General features: G+C 68.7%; 11 protein-coding genes and 1 tRNA gene. 8 read left to right on the top strand and 4 right to left on the bottom strand.

What is annotated here, in order from left to right:
* Positions 1–146 precede the first annotated feature (146 nt).
* From orn to NNW99_RS24055, 3 genes are all read left to right on the top strand, one after another.
* A complete protein-coding gene (orn, locus tag NNW99_RS24065) occupies positions 147–749 on the top strand; it encodes an oligoribonuclease (RefSeq protein ID WP_215121194.1) in 603 nt (200 codons plus the stop codon).
* A gap of 114 nt (positions 750–863) precedes the next feature.
* Positions 864–936 (top strand) — tRNA-His (locus NNW99_RS24060).
* Positions 937–1,043: 107 nt separating this feature from the next.
* Positions 1,044–2,234, top strand: coding sequence for an MFS transporter (locus tag NNW99_RS24055; RefSeq protein ID WP_215121193.1), 1,191 nt, complete (start codon positions 1,044–1,046; stop codon positions 2,232–2,234).
* A gap of 12 nt (positions 2,235–2,246) precedes the next feature.
* Here NNW99_RS24055 and NNW99_RS24050 read toward each other — a convergent pair whose 3' ends face one another.
* Positions 2,247–3,302, bottom strand: coding sequence for a LacI family DNA-binding transcriptional regulator (locus NNW99_RS24050; RefSeq protein WP_215121192.1), 1,056 nt, complete (start codon positions 3,300–3,302; stop codon positions 2,247–2,249).
* 398 nt (positions 3,303–3,700) lie between these two features.
* Between NNW99_RS24050 and NNW99_RS24045 the strand changes: the two genes are divergently transcribed.
* The 5 genes from NNW99_RS24045 to NNW99_RS24025 all read left to right on the top strand — a co-directional run bounded on the left by NNW99_RS24045 (position 3,701) and on the right by NNW99_RS24025 (position 9,103).
* Positions 3,701–5,026, top strand: a complete 1,326-nt coding sequence (locus NNW99_RS24045; protein ID WP_215121191.1) for an ABC transporter substrate-binding protein — start codon at positions 3,701–3,703, stop codon at positions 5,024–5,026.
* Between the two features lie 5 nt (positions 5,027–5,031).
* Complete coding sequence (locus tag NNW99_RS24040; protein WP_215121190.1) at positions 5,032–6,045, top strand: carbohydrate ABC transporter permease; 1,014 nt, start codon at positions 5,032–5,034, stop codon at positions 6,043–6,045.
* A gap of 12 nt (positions 6,046–6,057) precedes the next feature.
* Entirely contained in the window at positions 6,058–6,966 is a 909-nt protein-coding gene (locus NNW99_RS24035; protein WP_215121189.1) for a carbohydrate ABC transporter permease, read from the top strand.
* 113 nt (positions 6,967–7,079) lie between these two features.
* Complete coding sequence (locus NNW99_RS24030; protein ID WP_215121188.1) at positions 7,080–8,519, top strand: GH1 family beta-glucosidase; 1,440 nt, start codon at positions 7,080–7,082, stop codon at positions 8,517–8,519.
* A 230-nt stretch (positions 8,520–8,749) separates the two neighbouring features.
* Positions 8,750–9,103, top strand: coding sequence for a hypothetical protein (locus tag NNW99_RS24025; RefSeq protein ID WP_215121187.1), 354 nt, complete (start codon positions 8,750–8,752; stop codon positions 9,101–9,103).
* A 29-nt stretch (positions 9,104–9,132) separates the two neighbouring features.
* On the opposite strand, the gene NNW99_RS24020 is transcribed toward NNW99_RS24025, so the two are convergent.
* The 3 genes from NNW99_RS24020 to NNW99_RS24010 are packed head-to-tail and all read right to left on the bottom strand — an operon-like array spanning position 9,133 to position 12,301.
* Positions 9,133–10,020, bottom strand: a complete 888-nt coding sequence (locus tag NNW99_RS24020; protein ID WP_215121186.1) for a carbohydrate ABC transporter permease — start codon at positions 10,018–10,020, stop codon at positions 9,133–9,135.
* The gene (locus NNW99_RS24015) at positions 10,017–10,991 is read right to left on the bottom strand and encodes a carbohydrate ABC transporter permease (RefSeq protein ID WP_215121185.1); all 975 of its coding nucleotides are present in this window, start codon (positions 10,989–10,991) and stop codon (positions 10,017–10,019) included. The genes NNW99_RS24020 and NNW99_RS24015 overlap by 4 nt, the downstream gene beginning before the upstream one ends.
* Positions 10,988–12,301 (bottom strand): ABC transporter substrate-binding protein, encoded by a 1,314-nt coding sequence (locus NNW99_RS24010; RefSeq protein WP_215121184.1) that lies wholly within the window; start codon positions 12,299–12,301, stop codon positions 10,988–10,990. Before NNW99_RS24010 ends, NNW99_RS24015 begins: the two co-directional genes overlap by 4 nt.
* Positions 12,302–12,318 lie beyond the last annotated feature (17 nt).

Genomic DNA, 12,318 nt, shown 5'->3' with positions numbered 1-12,318 from the left:
GCCGGTGACCGGGCCCGCGGGGAGGAAGCCCTCCCCGCGGGCCCGGCGCCGTTTCCGGAGCCGTTCTCAGCGCGGGCCGGCCTTCGACGACAAGGTCACTGCACGACCGGGCCGAGCCCGGGGCAGTGGGCCGTAAGGTTAGACACATGAACGATCGCATGGTGTGGATCGACTGCGAGATGACCGGCCTCTCGCTGTCGGACGACGCGCTCATCGAGGTGGCCGCCCTCGTGACCGACTCCGAGCTGAACGTGCTCGGTGACGGCGTGGACATCGTCATCCGGCCGCCGGACCGGGCGCTGGAGACGATGCCGGATGTGGTGCGTCAGATGCACACCGCGTCCGGGCTGCTCGCCGAGCTGCCGGACGGCACGACGCTGAAGGACGCCGAGGAGCAGGTCCTGGCGTATGTGAGGGAGTTCGTCAAGGAGCCGGGCAAGGCCCCGCTGTGCGGCAACTCCGTCGGCACGGACCGCGGCTTCCTGCTGCGCGACATGCCGACGCTGGAGGACTACCTCCACTACCGCATCGTCGATGTCTCCTCGGTCAAGGAGCTGGCCCGCCGCTGGTACCCGCGGGCGTACTTCAACAGCCCGAAGAAGAACGGCAACCACCGCGCGCTCGCCGACATCCGCGAGTCCATCGCGGAGCTGCGCTACTACCGCGAGGCCGTCTTCGTCCCGCAGCCCGGGCCCGACTCGGACACCGCGAAGACGATCGCCGCGAAGCACGTTCTGCCTGCTCAGTAGGCGTGACAGGGGCCCGTCGGGGAGCGCCGGGAAAGGTGGGCGCGAGCACCCCTTCGGACCCTGTACACTTTTTCTCGGCCGGTCAGGAAGTCACAGACCTCCAAGCCGGTCATGGTGGGTGTAGCTCAGCTGGTAGAGCACCTGGTTGTGGTCCAGGAAGTCGCGGGTTCAAGTCCCGTCACTCACCCTGAGTATTCGGCCGGTGGCTTCGTAAAAGAAGCCACCGGCTGAAGCTTTTTGTGCGCCTGCCGCGCCTGTCCGGGGTGGCCCGGAGGCGGGGCTACCGTCGGCGCCATGGACGGTGGACACCGAGGGTGGCGCGCGTGTGTGCTCGGCGGGGCGGTGTTCGCCGTGTGTATGGCCGGCACCACGCTGCCGACTCCCCTCTACCCCCTCTACCAGGACAAGTTCGGGTTCTCCGAGCTGACCGTGACCGTGGTGTACGCCCTGTACGCCTTCGCGGTCATCGGCGTGCTGCTGCTGGTCGGCAACGCCTCGGACGCGGTGGGCAGACGCCCGGTGCTGCTGTGCGGGCTGGGCCTCGCCGCGGCCAGCGCCGTCTGTTTCCTGTGCGCCACCGGGCTGGGCTGGCTGTACGCGGGGCGGCTGCTGTCGGGACTGTCCGCCGGGCTGTTCACCGGCGCGGCCACCGCGTATGTGATGGAGCTGGCGCCCGAGGGCGGTGCCTCCCGGGCCACGTTCGTGGCGACCGCCGCCAACATGGGCGGACTGGGCTGCGGTCCGCTCATGTCCGGGGTGCTCGCGCAGTACGCGCCCTGGCCGCTGTATCTGCCGTTCGTCACGCACCTCGTCCTGGTGGCCGCCTGCGCCGCCGTGCTGGTCCGGCTCCCGGAGACCGTGCGGGAGCTGCGGCCCCTGCGCACCGTACGGCCGCAGCGGCCCGTTCTGCCGCCGCGGGTGCGGGCGGTGTTCGGGCCCGCGGCGACGGCCTCCTTCGTGGGGTTCGCGCTGTTCGGGGTGTTCACGTCGGTCAGCCCGGAGTTCCTCGCCGAGTCCCTGGGCGTGACCGACCACGCCGTGAGCGGGCTGATCGTCGCGCTGGCCTTCTTCGCCTCGACGGCCGGCCAACTCGCGGTCGGCCGGGTCGGGGTACGGCGCTCCCTTCCGCTGGGCTGCGCGGGGCTGCTCGCCGGGCTCGCCCTGCTCGCGGGCGCGCTGGTGTGGGATCTGATGGCGCTGGTGGTGCTGAGCGCGCTCGTCGGCGGGATCGGGCAGGGGCTGGCGTTCCGCGGGGCGCTGTCCGAGGTGGCCCGGGCCTCGCCGGAGCACCAGCGCGCGGCGGTGATCTCGGCCCTGTTCGTGGTGGCCTACGCGGGCATCTCGGTCCCGGTGATCGGCGTCGGCCTGCTGACGGGCCCGATCGGGCTGGAGGGCGCGGGCCTGGTCTTCATCGCGTGCATGGCCGTCCTGGTCTCGACGGCGGCCGCCTATCTGCTGCGGCGGCCGGCAGCGGCCAGGACGTGATCGCCGAGGCTGTCAGGACGACGACCGGGACACCAGCTCCGTGGCCAGGACCATCTGGCGTCGCTCCAGGCCCCGGGAGGCCGAGGGGCGGCGGTCGGCGATCTCCGTGAGGAGGAGGTCGATCATGCGGTGGCCCATCTCCTCTATGGGCTGGCGGACGCTGGTGAGGGGCGGGTCCATGTGGCGGGCGATGGCGGAGTCGTCGTAGCCGACGAGCGCGACGTCGTCGGGGATGCGGCGGCCCGCCTCGCGCAGGGCCTGGCGGGCACCGGCCGCGGTGACGTCGGAGGCGGCGAAGACCGCGTCCAGGGTGGGGCGGCGCTCCAGCAGGGCCGCCATGGCACGGCGGCCGCCCTCCTCGGTGAAGTCGCCCGCCTCGATCAGTGCCTCGTCCGCCTCGTGGCCCGCGTCGCTCAGGGCGTCGCGGTAGCCGTCGATACGGCGCTGGGCGCCGTAGACGTCGAGGTGTCCGGTGATGTGGGCTATCCGGCGGCGGCCGCCGGACAGCAGGTGCTCGACGGCCTGGCGGGCGCCGCCGTAGTTGTCGGAGTCGACCGACGGGAGGGACTCCGCGGAGGAGCGCGGGCCGCTGATCACCGCCGGTATCTCCAGCTGGGCCAGCAGGTCGGGCAGCGGGTCGTCCGCGTGCACGGAGACCAGCAGGACGCCGTCCACCCGGTGGGCCGCCAAGTACTGGGCGAGGCGGCGGCGTTCACGGTCGCTGCCCGCGAAGATCAGCAGGAGCTGCATCTCCGTGTCGGAGAGCGCCGCCCCGACGCCCTTCAGCATGTCCGAGAAGTACGGCTCCGCGAAGAACCGCGTCTCCGGCTCGGGGACGACCAGCGCGATCGCGTCGGTGCGGTTCGCCGCGAGGGCGCGTGCGGCGGTGTTCGGGACGTATCCGAGCTCCGCGACCGCCGCCTCGACGGCCGCGCGGGTCGCGTCGCTGACCCGGGGCGAGCCGTTGATCACCCGGGAGACGGTGCCGCGGCCGACACCGGCGCGCGCCGCCACCTCTTCGAGGGTGGGCCGGCCACCGCTTCGGCCCCGCGCTCCGTGGCTTGCCATGGGCTCCGCCTTCCCGTCCACACCCGCACTCTGCGGCTGGCCTGGAATTTAACAGGCTCGTCAGCTGTAGTGACCGCCACCGAGGGCTTGCCGCCCCCGGCCTCCGCTTGGGTCCCACGGGCCCGTCCGACCGGCTCGACACCGCCGGCCCGGGCCGCAACGGGCTCCGCACCGGGTCCAGTTAACGGCCCGATAACTGAACGCATCTCTCCCTGTCCGGTCCCTTGACACCCCCGCCCCGACCCGCGAACCTTCAACACATCACTGGTGGGAGCGCTCCCACAGTACCTGACACATACACAACCCGCACGTTCCCCGCCCGAGCCGAAGCGAGTGAAAACGGGTCCAACAATGCAGTTGGCCGGGGGGTCGGCACGTCAGGGCAACAGGAGGACGACATGCGAGCACGCATCCGAACCGCCCGCAAGGCGATGGTCGTCGCGGCCGTCGCGTCGCTGGGCGCCGGGCTGCTGGCCGGCTGTGCCGACGACGGCGGCGACGACAGTTCCGGCTCCTCGTCCGGCGACAGCAGCGGCAAGACGACGATCTCGGTGGGGCTCTTCGGCACCATGGGCTTCAAGGAGGCGGGCCTCTACGACGAGTACGAGAAGCTCAACCCGAAGATCAAGATCGAGCAGAACGTCGTCGAGCGGAACGAGAACTACTACCCGGCGCTGCTGAACCACCTCACCACCAACAGTGGTCTGCTGGACGTCCAGGCCGTCGAGGTCGCCAACATCGCCGAGGTCACGGCCACCCAGGCCGGCAAGCTCGAGGACATGTCCAAGGTCTCGGGCGTGAGCAAGAGCAACTGGCTGGACTGGAAGTGGCAGCAGGCCACCACCAAGGACGGCAAGACGATCGGCCTCGGCACCGATGTCGGCCCGATGGCGATCTGCTACCGCACCGACCTCTTCAAGGAGGCCGGTCTGCCCACCGACCCGGCCGAGGTCGGCAAGCTGTGGGCCGGTGACTGGGCCAAGCTCGTCGACGTCGGCGAGCGCTACAAGTCGAAGGCTCCCAAGGGCACCTTCTTCATGGACTCCCCCGGCGGTCTGATCAACGCGATCCTGGGCAGCGAGAAGGAGAAGTTCTACGACTCCTCCGGCAAGATCATCTACAAGACGAACCCCGCCGTGAAGGCCGCCTTCGACCTGACCTCCGAGGCAGCCGAGAAGGGTCTCGTCCAGTCGCAGACGCAGTTCCAGCCGTCCTGGAACTCCACGATCGCCAACAACAAGTTCGCCGCGATCGCCTGCCCGCCGTGGATGCTGGGCACGATCAAGGGCAACGCGAAGCCCGACGCGGCCGGCAAGTGGGCCGTGGCCGAGGCGCCCAAGGGCGGCAACTGGGGCGGCACCTTCCTCACCGTGCCGAAGAGCGGCAAGAACGTGAAGGAGGCCCAGAAGTTCGTGGCCTGGCTGACCGCGCCGGAGCAGCAGGCGAAGCTGTTCAAGGTGCAGGCCAGCTTCCCGAGCGCCCCGTCCTCCTACACGATGCCCGAAGTGACGGGCGCCACGAACGACATGACGGGTAAGCAGGAGATCGGCCCGATCTTCGCCGAGGCCGCCAAGGCCGCCCCCGTCCAGGTGATCGGCCCGAAGGACCAGATCATCATGCAGGGCCTGTCGGACAACGGCGTGATCCTGGTGACGAAGGGCAAGTCGGCCAAGGAGGCCTGGGAGTCCGCGGTCAAGAGCATCGACAACAAGCTGGACCAGTGACCCGGATGACCACCCGTCACGACACCGCCGCGCCCCCCACGGAGGGGGGCGCGGCCCCGGGCCGCCCGCCCGGGGACGCCGTAGCGGCGCAGAAGGAGCGGCGGCGCCGGGAGCGGCTGTCCCGCCGCTGGCAGCGGGACCTGCGCTGGAGCCCGTACGCCTTCGTGTCGCCGTTCTTCCTGCTGTTCATCGCGTTCGGCCTGTTCCCGCTGATCTACACGGGCTGGGCCTCGCTGCATCAGGTGGAGCTGACCGCGCCGACCGACATGAACTGGGTCGGGATGCGCAACTACACCCGGCTGTTCGACGACGACTTCTTCTGGAACGCCGCGAAGAACACCCTGACCATCGGCATCATCTCCACCGTCCCGCAGCTGCTGATGGCGATGGGCATCGCCCACATCCTCAACTACAAGCTGCGGGCCTCGACGTTCTTCCGGGTCGCGATGCTCGCGCCGTACGCGACGTCGATCGCCGCCGCCTCGCTGGTGTTCGTGCTGCTCTTCGGCCGTGACTACGGCATGATCAACTGGGCGCTGGACTTCGCCGGGATCGATCCGCTCGACTGGCAGAACGACAAGTGGCCCTCGCAGATCGCCGTCTCGACGATCATCGTCTGGCGCTGGACCGGCTACAACGCGCTGATCTACCTGGCCGCGATGCAGGCGATCCCCCATGATCTGTACGAGTCGGCGGCGCTGGACGGGGCCAACCGCTGGCAGCAGTTCATCCATGTGACGCTGCCGTCGCTGCGTCCGACGATCCTTTTCACCGTGGTCGTCTCGACGATCGGGGCGAGCCAGGTGTTCGGCGAGCCGCTGCTGTTCGACGCCAACAAGGGCACGTCCGGCGGTGCGGAGCACCAGTTCCAGACGCTCGGCCTGTATCTGTACGAGCAGGGCTGGGTCGCCCAGCATCTGGGCCGTGCCTCGGCGATCGCCTGGACGATGTTCTTGATCCTGATCGTCATCGGCATCGTCAACTACGTCCTCTCGCGCCGGCTGCGCGCCAGTAGCTAAGGAGTTCCGGCCGTGACGACGACTTTGACGCCGCCCGACGCCAAGCCGCCCGCCGAGCGGGCCAGGCGGCCCCGTATGCCGAAGTCCGCGCGGGCGGGCGGGCAGCTGCACGGCGGTCCGATCGCCTACGCGATCATGATCGTGTTCACGATCGTCTCGCTGTTCCCGCTGGTGTGGACGGCGATCGCCGCCTCGCGTGACAACCAGCGGCTCGCGCAGACGCCGCCGCCGTTCTGGTTCGGTTCGGGTCTGTTCGACAAGCTGGAGATCGCCTGGAAGGACGCGAACCTCGGCGAGGCGTTCCTCAACACCACGATCGTGGCGGGTGTTTCGGCGGCCACGATCGTGGTCCTGTCGACGATCGCCGGTTTCGCCTTCGCCAAGCTGCGGTTCCGGGGCCGGGGCGCGCTGATGCTGATCGTGATCGGCACGATGATGGTGCCGCCGCAGCTGAGCGTGATCCCGCTGTACATGATGGTCGCCAAGCTCGACTGGACGGACCAGTTGCAGGCGGTGATCTTCCCGTCGCTGGTGAGCGCGTTCGGTGTGTTCTTCATGCGGCAGTACCTGATCCAGGCGCTGCCGGACGAGATCATAGAGGCCGCCCGCGTCGACGGAGCGAGCAGCTGGCGCGTGGTGTGGCACGTGGTGTTCCCGGCGGCGCGGCCGGCGATGGCCGTGCTCGGGATGCTGACGTTCGTGCAGACCTGGAACGACTTCATGTGGCCGTTCCTGGTACTGACCCAGATGGGCAACCCGACCGTGCAGGTCGCGGTCGCGGGCCTGGGTCGCGGGTACACCCCCGACCAGTCCCTGATCATGGCGGGCGCGCTGCTGGGCACGCTGCCGCTGCTGCTGGTCTTCGCGATCTTCGGCAAGCAGATCGTGGGCGGCATCATGCAGGGCGCCGTGAAGGGCTGACGCCCTCGCCCGTTCTCCAGGGGGCCGGACCAGCGCCGCTCCGGCCCCTGTTCGTGAACTCCCTCTCCCCCTCCACCCGTCGCCTCTCCACGACCCCCCTTGGGAGCGCTTCCATGCCTGATTCCGAGAACTCGGCCACCGCGGTGACCTTCCCTCCGGCCTTCGTCTGGGGCGCGGCCACCTCCGCGTACCAGATCGAGGGTGCGGTGCGGGAGGACGGCCGTACGCCGTCGATCTGGGACACCTTCAGCCATACGCCGGGCAAGACCGTCGGCGGCGACCACGGTGACATCGCTGTCGACCACTACCACCGCTACCGCGAGGACGTGGCGCTGATGGCGGACCTGGGCCTGGGTGCCTACCGCTTCTCCGTCTCGTGGTCGCGAGTGCAGCCGACCGGGCGTGGCCCGGCCGTCCAGAAGGGCCTGGACTTCTATCGCCGGCTGGTGGACGAGTTGCTGGCCAAGGGCATCAAGCCTGCGGTCACGCTCTACCACTGGGACCTTCCGCAGGATCTGGAGGACGCGGGCGGCTGGCCGGAGCGCGACACGGCGTACCGTTTCGCGGAGTACGCGCAGATCGTCGGTGAGGCGCTGGGCGACCGTGTCGAGCAGTGGATGACGCTCAACGAGCCGTGGTGCAGCGCGTTCCTGGGCTACGCCTCCGGGGTGCACGCGCCGGGGCGTACGGATCCGGCGGCCTCGTTGCGTGCCGCGCACCATCTGAACCTGGCGCACGGGCTGGGCGCGTCGGCGCTGCGGTCGGCGATGCCGGCCCGCAACCAGGTCGCGATCGCGCTCAACTCCGCGACCGTGCGGCCTCTTTCGCAGAGCCCGGCGGACCTGGCGGCGGCCCAGAAGATCGACGACCTGGCCAACGGGGTCTTCCACGGCCCGATCCTGCACGGCGTCTACCCCGAGTCGCTGTACGCGGCGACGGCGGAACTCACCGACTGGGACTACGTCCTGGACGGCGATCTGACGCTGATCAACCAGCCGCTGGACGCGCTGGGCCTCAACTACTACACGCCCGCGCTGGTCTCGGCGGCGGACGCGTCGGCGCGGGCGCCGCGTGCCGACGGCCACGGGGCGAGCGACCACTCGCCGTGGCCGGCCGCGGGCGATGTCGCCTTCCACCAGACGCCCGGTGACCGCACGGAGATGGGCTGGACGATCGACCCGACCGGTCTGCACGAGCTGATCATGCGCTACACCCGGGAGGCGCCGGGGCTGCCGCTGTACATCACCGAGAACGGCGCGGCCTACGACGACAAGATCGACTCGGACGGCCGGGTGCACGACCCGGAGCGGGTCTCCTACCTCCACGGCCATCTGTCCGCGGTCCGCCGCGCGATCACCGACGGCGCGGACGTCCGCGGCTACTTCCTGTGGTCCCTGCTGGACAACTTCGAATGGGCGTACGGCTACGGCAAGCGCTTCGGCGCGGTGTACGTGGACTACGCGACGCTCCAGCGCACACCGAAGTCCAGCGCCCTGTGGTACGGCAAGGCGGCTCGCACCGGGGCGCTTCCGCCACTGGAGCCGGCCGCGTAGGCCACCCCTGGGGGAGCGGGGAAAGGGGCGCGGCACCCGACGGGGGGTGCCGCGCCCCGCCGGCTTTCGGAACTCCGAATTCCGGTAAGTCGCACATGACCTGAATTCGATTCCCGTTTGATCATCAGGTGTCTAAGGTCGATCTCGATCAGGGCGGGGGGCCGTGGGGCTGCTCCGCAGTCCTGCAGTGAAAGGGAAGTTCAGTGTTCGGATCGTTCACCCGTACAGCCATGGCCGGTGCGGCTGTGGCCACGGTCTTCGCCGGTACCACGTCGACGGCTCAGGCCTCCGACTTCTCCACGCTCGACAGCAACAAGACCATCTCGCTCCCGGGTGGCCGGGGCACGATGACCTTCATCGACGACGGAGACATGTTCAAGGTCTGCGACACCAAGGCGGACGGCCACGGTGTCTCGGGCCGCCTGATCGACAACAACTACAACGAGAAGCTCTACATCACCGACGGCGGCGACTCCGACTGCGGCAAGAAGGGCTACGACGTCGGCCAGTTCGGCTCGTACCAGATGCAGCTCTCGTGGAACGGCGACGGCTACGACGTGAAGTCCGAGTGGTTCAACGAGTAGACGCGGGCGACGCCACTGTCCTGGTCGGGTCAGCCCTTGTTGGCCCCCAGGGTCAGGCCGCTGACGAACTGGCGCTGGAGGACGAAGTAGACGATCAGGGTCGGGATCGCGGTGAGCAGGGCGCCGGCGGCGACCAGGTTGGGGTCGGTGAAGTACTGGCCGGAGAGGTTGTTCAGCGCCGAGGTGATCGGCATGTTCTCGCCGGTGGAGATGAGCACGATGGCCCAGAAGAAGTCGTTGTAGATCCAGATGGAGAGCAGCGTCGCGAGGGCGGCCATCGCCGGCTTGCACAGGGGCAGCACGATCTGCCAGTACAGCCGCCAGACGGAGGCGCCGTCGACCAGGGCGGCCTCGGTCAGCTCGTGCGGCAGCGAGCGCATGTAGTTGCTGAGCACGAACGTGCAGAAGCCGGACTGGAACGCCACATGGATGAGGACCAGGCCGAGCGCGGAGTCGTAGAGCTTGCCGCTCATCGTGATGCCGGGCAGGTCGATCAGCAGGTACAGGCGGTACAGCGGGGTGATGATGACCTGCTGGGGCAGCAGATTGCCCGCCGTGAAGAGCAGCAGCAGCGACAGGTTGACCCGGAAGTCGAAGCGGCTGACGTAGAAGGCGACCATCGACGACAGCAGCAGCGTCAGCAGCACCGCCGGGACGGCGATGATCAGGGTGTTCACGAAGTAGTGCGTCATGTCGGACTGGGTGAACGCGTTCGTGAAGTTGTCGAGGGTCAGCTTGTCGGGCCAGGAGACATAGCCCTTCTCACTGGTCTCCGCGTACGGCCGCATCGCCGCGAGCAGCGCCCACAGCAGGGGCGCGAGCCAGGCGAGCGCCGTGACGACGAGGAAGGTGTGCAGCAGGACCCGGGCGGGACGGATCGGGGTGCGCTGCTTCGGAGCGCCTGCGACGGTGCTCATGCGCGCCGCTCCTTCCGGAAGGTGGCGATCAGATACGGGATGATCACCGCGAGCGAGATCACCAGCAGGACGACGGCGATGGCGGAGCCGTAGCCGATGCGGCTGGACTCGCCGATGATGTTGTTGGTCACCAGGATCGACAGCAGCTCGGTGCCCTGGGCACCCTTGTTGAAGACGAAGACCAGGTCGAAGGCGCGCAGTGCCTCGATGATGGTGACGACGAGGACGACGGTGTTGGTGGGCCGCAGGGTCGGGAAGACGACGTTCTTGAACGTCTGCCACTCGTTGGCCCCGTCCAGGGCGGAGGCCTCGCGCAGGGCCGGGTCGACGCCCTTCAGTCCGGCCAGGTAAAGGATCATCATGTAGCCGGCGTGCCGCCAGGACGCGGCGATCAGTACGGCCCAGAGGTTGAGGTCCGGGTCGCCGATCCAGTCGATGTAGTGGCCGGGCTTGTTGGCGCCGATGACGCTGTTGATCAGGCCCGTGTCGGGGTTGTAGACCAGCTGCCAGACGAAGCCGATGACCGCCAGCGACATCACGACCGGCAGGAAGAACGCGGTCTGGTAGACGCGGCTGAAGCGGATGCTCTTGTCCAACTGCACGGCGAGGAACAGCCCGAAGGGCGTGGGCAGCAGGATGAGCACCACGAACCAGACGACGTTGTGCTCGACGGCCGGCCAGAACTGCGGGTTGCTGGTGAACAGTTCCCTGAAGTTCTGCAGTCCGACCCACTGGATGGAGTCGAAGCCGATGCCGTTCCAGCTGGTGAAGGCCAGCGCGATGGAGGCGAGGGCGGTGAGCCACACCAGGGCGATGTGCAGGATCGTCGGCAGGCCCGCCATCAGGCCGAGCGTGATCCGGTCGCGGCGGGTGAGCAGGCGGCGGTGGCCCGTGGGGCGCTTGCGGGAAGCGGCACCCGGAGACGGCTCGGCGGCCGCCTCCGGGTTCTCGGTGGAGGTGTCGGTGCTCATGCGGAGGCGAAGATCGTCTTCTTCTGGCGCTCGATGGACGAGAGGATGCTGTCGACGTTCTTGGGGTTGCGGACGAAGTTCTGCAGCGCCGGCTGCATCACCGTGGAGGTGAAGTCCGGGCGGGAGTCGCGGTCCATGAACTGCGTCAGGCTCTTCGCGCCGGAGATCATCTCGAAGGACTTCTTCTGCAGCGCGGTGTAGGAGGAGGTGTCGGCCTTCGTCGAGGCGGCCACCACGCTGGAGTCGGCCTTGAGGTAGATCTGCTCGGCCTCGGGCGTGCCGAGGTACTCCAGCAGCTTGACCGCGCCCGCCCTGTTCTTCGGCGCCTTGGAGAGCATGAAGCCGTCGGTGGGCGCCTCGACCGTGTCCTGCCCGAAGGCCGGGTCGATCTCCGGGAAGGCGAAGAAGTCCAGGTCGTCCAGGTCGGCCTTGTCGGTGAACTGCTGGCCGACGAAGGTGCCCAGCAGATACATGCCCGCCTTCTTCGCCACCAGCGTCTGCGCCGCGTCCTGCCAGGTGCGGCCCACCGCGCCCTCCTGGTGGAAGGGCAGGATCTCCGTCCAGTGGTCGAAGACCTTGCGCACCTTCGCATCGGTCCAGGAGGCCTTGCCCGCCATCAGCTCGACATGGAAGTCGTAGCCGTTGGTGCGGAAGTTGATCTGGTCGAAGGTGCCCATCGCGGGCCAGGCGTCCTTGTCGCCGAAGGCGATCGGGACCAGCCCGTCCTTCTTCATCCGCTTGCACAGGGCGACGAAGTCGTCCCAGGTGGTGGGGACCTCGTAGCCGTGCTGGGCGAAGACGCTCTTGCGGTAGAAGACCGCCCACGGGTAGGTGTACAGCGGCACGAAGTAGTACTTGCCGTCCTCGCCCTTGCTGAGCTTCTTCATCGCCTCGGGGAAGTCCCCGCCGATCTTCTGCCACACGTCGTCGATCGGGGCGGCGAGCTTCTTCGACGCGAAGAACTGCATCCGGTAGCCCGCGAACCAGGTGAACACGTCGTCCGGCGCGCCCTGCAGATAGGAGTTGATCTGCTCCTGGAAGGTGTTGTGGTCCTTGGTGTTCACGTCGACCTTGATGCCGGACTTCTTCGTGAAGGCGGCGTAGATCTCGGCGAACGCCTTCTTCGGCACCGCGTCCGAGGAGTTCGACCCGAGGCTGACCGTCTTCGGATCGGCGGCCGTGCCGCTGCCGCCGCAGGCGCTCAGCAGGGGTATGCCGGCGCCGAGCAGGGCGGCACCGCCGACGCCGCGCAGCAGGGTGCGGCGGCTGGGAGCGGGGAGAGCGAGTCCCGAGGGAGAGAGGTCGTGCATGAACGGCTCCTGAGGGC

This window comes from Streptomyces sp. CRCS-T-1, from assembly GCF_024442335.1.
Classification (GTDB): Bacteria; Actinomycetota; Actinomycetes; order Streptomycetales; family Streptomycetaceae; genus Streptomyces; species Streptomyces koelreuteriae.
Note: the sequence above shows the minus strand (reverse complement) of the source record. Positions and strands in the feature narration are given on the sequence as shown.

Excerpts from the sequence above, each read along its gene's own strand:
- NNW99_RS24045 (WP_215121191.1), top strand. The coding sequence starts at position 3,701 with ATGCGAGCACGCATCCGAACCGCCCGCAAGGCGATGGTCGTCGCGGCC.
- NNW99_RS24010 (WP_215121184.1), bottom strand. The coding sequence starts at position 12,301 with ATGCACGACCTCTCTCCCTCGGGACTCGCTCTCCCCGCTCCCAGCCGC.
- NNW99_RS24050 (WP_215121192.1), bottom strand. The coding sequence starts at position 3,302 with ATGGCAAGCCACGGAGCGCGGGGCCGAAGCGGTGGCCGGCCCACCCTC.
- orn (WP_215121194.1), top strand. The coding sequence starts at position 147 with ATGAACGATCGCATGGTGTGGATCGACTGCGAGATGACCGGCCTCTCG.
- NNW99_RS24025 (WP_215121187.1), top strand. The coding sequence starts at position 8,750 with ATGGCCGGTGCGGCTGTGGCCACGGTCTTCGCCGGTACCACGTCGACG.
- NNW99_RS24015 (WP_215121185.1), bottom strand. The coding sequence starts at position 10,991 with ATGAGCACCGACACCTCCACCGAGAACCCGGAGGCGGCCGCCGAGCCG.
- NNW99_RS24040 (WP_215121190.1), top strand. The coding sequence starts at position 5,032 with ATGACCACCCGTCACGACACCGCCGCGCCCCCCACGGAGGGGGGCGCG.
- NNW99_RS24020 (WP_215121186.1), bottom strand. The coding sequence starts at position 10,020 with ATGAGCACCGTCGCAGGCGCTCCGAAGCAGCGCACCCCGATCCGTCCC.
- NNW99_RS24030 (WP_215121188.1), top strand. The coding sequence starts at position 7,080 with ATGCCTGATTCCGAGAACTCGGCCACCGCGGTGACCTTCCCTCCGGCC.
- NNW99_RS24055 (WP_215121193.1), top strand. The coding sequence starts at position 1,044 with ATGGACGGTGGACACCGAGGGTGGCGCGCGTGTGTGCTCGGCGGGGCG.